Genomic DNA, 5,655 nt, shown 5'->3' with positions numbered 1-5,655 from the left:
GGCGGGGCCTTGACCACTTCAAGACCTACGTCTGGTCCTCCGTCGTGGCTTACAACCTCGTCCTCTTCATCCGCCTCAAACCGACCTGAACTCCGACCAGCTTTTAGAATTGCGCCGTCGCTACAATGCCGGCCTCGTGGCGTACGCCTCAGCGCCGCCAACTGTATACTGCCCAATCACAAGCGTTCATGATCCTGTCCGTCGCCCCAAAACCACTCTCACCGCCAAGGACAAACCCTTGTAAACGCGCTTAAACACGCCTGTTTGTGGACGGAAACTAGCTACGGGGAGCCCTGGGCGCTTTGCGGCGGACCGAGCATGGCGGGCGGATGATGAATTTCCGCGCTCGTCGTTCTTGCGGAACCGACTGCCGCCTTCTAGATCATGAACAATGTCGACGCCATGTCGGATCCCTGCGAACGGAACTTGACGCGGCTGCCAATCAACTGTTGCGCATGAAAGCCGCCTCTCGATCAGTCTTGAAAGCCTGACGTCGGCGCCAAGGCCTCGCAGATAGTCGCGTAGCGGACAAAAAGAGATTCTGGAAACACGTAGGCGATAAGCGAACCCTGCATGTGCGAGGGGTACCCGAATGCGAATACAGGATCTTTCGAAGATGAGCATCACGCCGCCCTCCTTGGAACCAAGCATCTGATCGCCAGTTTTGATTGCGGAGGAATAATGCCATGACCAGACAATGGTGGGATAAAACTCTGATGCTGGAAACGAGACAGGCCGGCAGAGCGGTCGCGATCAACAGCGCCGAGCGCGCTGCCGATTTCCTGCTCAACGAATGGCCGGCAGAGAATACCGGCGAAGCCTATGAAGGCGCCAAGAGAGCGGTTCTTGCAGCCCATGAGGGCAGAATAACTGCCGAAGAAGTGCGAGAGGCGATCATTAAGGCGGCCCGAGAGGATGGGGTCTTTGTGTACGGCCGGTGAGGTCATGCCTGCCTCCCGAATATATGTGGGAGGCAGCGATAGGTTTTTCTTCAGCGTCTTCGCGTCTTCCCCTCTGCGCGCGCTGCGAACTTATCAACGCGCCGATACATCTCCTTTTCGATAGTCTTGCCCGTATCGACTCGTATGGCGAAGAACCGATCGCGTAAGGCGAGCGCATCAGCTTCCGACTTGCAATCAGCGATGATGTGAGATCGGGGAAGCCTCTCCCCTTCCTCCACGTACCGGCAGGAGCCAAATGCAACGAAGGTTTTTGGCATAACCTTCTGGACCTGCAGGACGAAGAAGATTTCCTCGCTGCGATGAGTGTCCATCCAGTATTTGAAGGTGTATTCTCGGTAGGCTGCCGTCATATGGTCCGTAAAGCTGGTGAAACGCCAGCACCCGCTGGCCTGGCCGGCTACTCTTCTCAGCGAAGCAGCTGCAGGAGATTTTCGGCCCTCCCCTGTTGACAGGCTCTCAGTTGCTAAAATTCCTGTTTGCACTGGGCCAGTGAGCTATTTCTCCTCCATTCGGCTTCGAAGGAACTCTTCTATCTGAAGCGCTAACCTCGCTGGCTCCTGGCCCATGGTTTTGAGGTGAAGTTCCGGATTCTCCGGAGCCTCATAGGGAGACGAGACGCCGGTGAAATTGGCAATGTTCCCGGCAAAGGCCTTCTTATAAAGCCCTTTCGGATCTCGGCGCGCACATTCGTCTAAAGGCGTGTCAACAAAGATTTCGATGAACTCGCCTTCGCCCATGAGCTCGCGCGCCATACGCCGCTCGTCTCGGAAGGGCGAGATGAAGGAGCAAATTACGATCAGCCCTGCGTCCGCCATCAACTTGGCGACCTCAGCGACGCGGCGTATGTTCTCGACCCGATCAACTGCGGTAAAGCCAAGGTCACGATTAAGCCCGTGGCGTACGTTATCTCCGTCCAATAGATAGGTATGCTTGCCGCAAGTATGCAGAAGCGCTTCGAGTGCATTGGCGATCGTCGACTTGCCCGAACCGGACAGACCGGTGAGCCAAAGGACAGCAGGCTTTTGGTTCTTGAGAGCCGACCGCGCGGCCTTGTCGACGTCGAGCGCCTGCCAATGAACGTTGTCGGCACGACGAAGCGGGAAATCAATCATGCCGGCGCCGACGGTCGCGCTGCTTACCCTATCGACGATGATGAAATTGCCGGTTGACCTATTTTCCTTGTAGGCGTCAAAGACGATCGGTCGTTGCGTCATGATGTTGCAGACGCCCACCTCGTTCATCTGAAGCAGTTTGGCCGGTTCGCGAACGAAGCTGTCGACATTTAGTTGGTGCTTGAGCACAGTCACCGTGGCGCTGACACTGTCCGTCTCCGTCCGCAAGAGATAGCTTCGTCCGGGGAGCATCGGATTGGCATCGAACCAAATAAGATGCGCCTGAAATTGGTCCGAGACAAAAGGTCTTGAGGCGGGGTCAACCAGCATGTCGCCCCTCGAGACATCTACCTCGTCGGCAAGAACCAAGGTTACCGGTTCCCCTTCTGCGGCAGATATCTGGTTGCCATCAGGGGCAATGATCGCCCTGACCGACGATCGCAGACCTGATTTTGCAACGATCACCGGATCGCCGACCGCAATTTTTCCGGATGCGATCCGGCCCGCGTAGCCGCGAAAATCCGCATTCGGCCGCATGACGAGCTGAACAGGAAAACGAAAGGGTTCTTGCCTGTCAGGTGCGTCGAGTTCCACCGTTTCCAGATATTCAAGAAGCGGGGAGCCTTGATACCAGGGTAATTTCCCCGATTTCGAAACAACATTGTCTCCGAAGCGGGCGGACATCGGAATGGCCATTACGCTGGCAAAACCCAGCTTCGCCGAGAAGCGCACGTATTCGGCCACAATGGCATCAAATATCGGCTCGCTGAAATCGATGAGATCGATCTTGTTCACAGCCAGGACGACATGGCGAATGCCGAGAAGCGAGGCGAGATAGGAATGCCTGCGTGTTTGCTGGAGTATGCCTTGGCGGCTGTCGACGAGGATGACGGCAAGGTCGGCAGTTGATGCGCCCGTCGCCATGTTGCGCGTATATTCGAAGTGGCCTGGCGTGTCGGCAACGATGAACTTGCGCTTCGACGTGGAGAAATAGCGATAGGCAACATCTATGGTGATGCCCTGTTCGCGCTCCGCCTCAAGGCCGTCGAGCAGCAGAGAGAAATCGATTTCCTCGCCATTGCCGCCGCGGATGCCCCCGTGGCGAAGGTCTGCCAATTGGTCTTCGAAGACCAGTTGCGCATCGCAGAGCAGTCGCCCGATCAAGGTCGATTTGCCGTCATCGACCGAACCGCAGGTAATGAATCGAAGAACCGGTCCTTTGTCCTCTTGGACCAGATGCTCTTCCATGTCATGCGGCGATATCGAAAAAGGATATGGCATCAGAAGTACCCTTCCCGCTTCTTCTTCTCCATTGCCCCGGCCTCGTCGAAATCGATCAGCCGGCTCTGTCTTTCGGAGGTGCGTGCCTCCACGATCTCGCGCAGGATTTCCGGCACCGTCTCCGCACTGGATTCGATCGCGCCCGTCAAAGGGTAGCAGCCGAGCGTACGGAAACGGATCATGCGCTGCGTGACCGTTTCGTCGGGCTCAAGCGGCATGCGCTCGTCATCGACCATGATCATCGCCGCACCGCGCTGAACGACGGGCCGCGGCGCCGCGAAATAGAGTGGCACGACCGGGATGTTTTCCTTTTGGTTGTATTCCCAGACGTCGAGTTCCGTCCAGTTGGAAAGCGGAAAGACGCGCATCGTTTCGCCTGCGCTGACACGCGTATTGTAGGTTCTCCACATCTCCGGACGCTGGCGTTTCGGATCCCAAGCATGCTGTGCGTTGCGAATGGAAAAGATCCGCTCTTTGGCTCGCGATTTTTCCTCGTCGCGGCGTGCGCCTGCGAGCGCAGCATCGAAACTGAATTTGTCCAACGCCTGGCGCAGCGCCATGGTCTTCATCATGTGCGTGTGCACGTTGGAGCCGTCTCGAAACGGGCTGATACCCTGATCGATGCCATCCTGATTGACGTGGACAATCAATTTCAGGTCCATTTCCCGCATCATGCGGTCGCGGAAATCGATCATCTCCCGAAACTTCCACCGGGTGTCCACATGAAGAAAGGGAAAGGGCGGTTTTCCCGGGAAGAACGCCTTCATTGCGAGATGCAATAAAACGGAGGAGTCCTTTCCGATGGAATAGAGCACTACCGGATTGGAAAAGGTCGCAGCGACCTCCCGAATGATATGGATGGCTTCGGATTCGAGGTATCGCAGATTGTCGAAAGACATCTCATTTATCCTTGCGGAGCCGATGCGTCGTCAAGCTCAGCTCGATCGTGTCCCATGGAGTGGTGTAGCTGGATTTCATAGCCATCGGTGATTTCCGGTAGGGTCGGGTTGCTTAGAGCCAACCTGAGGGACACCACCGATGACCGACGACATGATGAACCTGCGCTCACTCGTTGAGAAGAGCGCTGATGCCGATTTGCTGCGGGAGATGATCGGCTTTGCTGCCGAGAAGCTGATGGCGCTGGAGGTCGGCACGAAGACCGGCGCGGCCTATGGCGAGAAGAATGGCTTCCGGCTGGCCCAGCGTAACGGCTATCGCGACCGGGATTGGGAGACACGGGCGGGCACCGTCGAGCTGCGCATTCCCAAGCTTCGCACCGGCAGCTACTTCCCGAGCTTCCTGGAGCCGCGCCGCATGGCCGAGAAGGCTCTGACGGCGGTCATCCAGGAGGCTTATATCCAGGGTGTTTCGACCCGCTCTGTTGATGACCTCGTCAAGGCCATGGGCATGTCGGGCATCTCCAAAAGTCAGGTGTCCCGGCTCTGCGAGGAGATCGATGAGAAGGTGAAGGCCTTCCTCGACAGGCCCATCGAAGGAGAATGGCCCTACCTGTGGATCGATGCGACCTACCTCAAGGTTCGGCGCGGTGGTCGTATTGTCTCCGTCGCCGTAATCATCGCCGTCGGCGTCAACACCGATGGCCGACGCGAAGTGCTCGGCATGGAGATCGGCACGTCCGAGGCCGAGGCGATCTGGACCGAGTTTCTTCGAAAGCTGACCAGGCGGGGGCTGCGCGGCGTCAAGCTCGTCGTCTCCGATGCCCATGAGGGCATCAAGGCCGCAGTATCGAAAGTGCTTTCCGCCACCTGGCAGCGCTGCAGGGTGCACTTTATGCGCAATGCCTTGGCCCATGCTGGAAAGAGCGGACGCCGGGTTGTCTCCGCGTTCATTGCAACGGCCTTCGCTCAGGACACGCCGGAGGCCGCAAGCACTCAGTGGCGCAACGTCGCCGACCAGATCAGGCCAAAGGTACCGAAGCTCGCCAGTCTCATGGACAGTGCCGAGCAAGACGTGCTCGCCTACATGACCTTTCCCAAGCAGCATTGGGCCAAACTTCACTCGACCAACCCCATTGAGCGATTGAACGGTGAGATCAAGCGGCGCACAGAGGTCGTCGGCATTTTCCCCAACGACGACGCCATCGTGCGCCTGGTCGGTGCGCTGCTGCTCGAACAGAACGATGAATGGGCCGTCCAGCGATCCCGCTACATGACACTTGAGACAATCGCCACAATGAGCGATGATCCGCTCATCAGCCTGCCAGCAGCAAGCTGATACTCATCCGACCCTCTGGGATGAGCCGTGGTCGTCTAAGCTACACCACGTCCTGGGACATGATC

The 5,655-nt window shown here is 57.5% G+C and carries 5 protein-coding genes; 2 read left to right on the top strand and 3 right to left on the bottom strand.

What is annotated here, in order from left to right; translation table 11 throughout:
- The first annotated feature begins 686 nt into the window (after nt 1-686).
- Nucleotides 687-941, top strand: coding sequence for a DUF982 domain-containing protein (locus QDY28_RS30475; protein WP_120764280.1), 255 nt, complete (start codon nt 687-689; stop codon nt 939-941).
- Between the two features lie 50 nt (nt 942-991).
- On the opposite strand, the gene QDY28_RS30470 is transcribed toward QDY28_RS30475, so the two are convergent.
- The 3 genes from QDY28_RS30470 to cysD form a co-directional block, all read right to left on the bottom strand.
- Nucleotides 992-1,312, bottom strand: a complete 321-nt coding sequence (locus QDY28_RS30470) for a hypothetical protein (RefSeq protein WP_004125998.1) — start codon at nt 1,310-1,312, stop codon at nt 992-994.
- Between the two features lie 144 nt (nt 1,313-1,456).
- Nucleotides 1,457-3,355 (bottom strand): sulfate adenylyltransferase subunit CysN, encoded by a 1,899-nt coding sequence (cysN, locus tag QDY28_RS30465; RefSeq protein ID WP_184806338.1) that lies wholly within the window; start codon nt 3,353-3,355, stop codon nt 1,457-1,459.
- Nucleotides 3,355-4,254 (bottom strand): sulfate adenylyltransferase subunit CysD, encoded by a 900-nt coding sequence (gene cysD / locus QDY28_RS30460; protein WP_184806336.1) that lies wholly within the window; start codon nt 4,252-4,254, stop codon nt 3,355-3,357. Before cysD ends, cysN begins: the two co-directional genes overlap by 1 nt.
- Before the next feature lie 139 nt (nt 4,255-4,393).
- On the opposite strand from cysD, the gene QDY28_RS30455 reads away from it, so the two are divergent.
- Nucleotides 4,394-5,590: an IS256 family transposase gene (locus QDY28_RS30455; protein ID WP_120764183.1), complete on the top strand. Its 1,197-nt coding sequence runs from the start codon at nt 4,394-4,396 to the stop codon at nt 5,588-5,590.
- Nucleotides 5,591-5,655 lie beyond the last annotated feature (65 nt).

Origin of the sequence: Rhizobium sp. BR 362, from assembly GCF_036528765.1 — a bacterium.
Classification (GTDB): domain Bacteria; phylum Pseudomonadota; class Alphaproteobacteria; order Rhizobiales; family Rhizobiaceae; genus Rhizobium.
This window is presented reverse-complemented; position numbering and strand designations above follow the sequence as displayed.

Bases quoted from the DNA above. Each gene is read 5' to 3' on its own strand.
- QDY28_RS30470 (WP_004125998.1), bottom strand. From the start codon at position 1,312: ATGACGGCAGCCTACCGAGAATACACCTTCAAATACTGGATGGACACT.
- QDY28_RS30475 (WP_120764280.1), top strand. From the start codon at position 687: ATGACCAGACAATGGTGGGATAAAACTCTGATGCTGGAAACGAGACAG.
- cysN (WP_184806338.1), bottom strand. From the start codon at position 3,355: ATGCCATATCCTTTTTCGATATCGCCGCATGACATGGAAGAGCATCTG.
- QDY28_RS30455 (WP_120764183.1), top strand. From the start codon at position 4,394: ATGACCGACGACATGATGAACCTGCGCTCACTCGTTGAGAAGAGCGCT.
- cysD (WP_184806336.1), bottom strand. From the start codon at position 4,254: ATGTCTTTCGACAATCTGCGATACCTCGAATCCGAAGCCATCCATATC.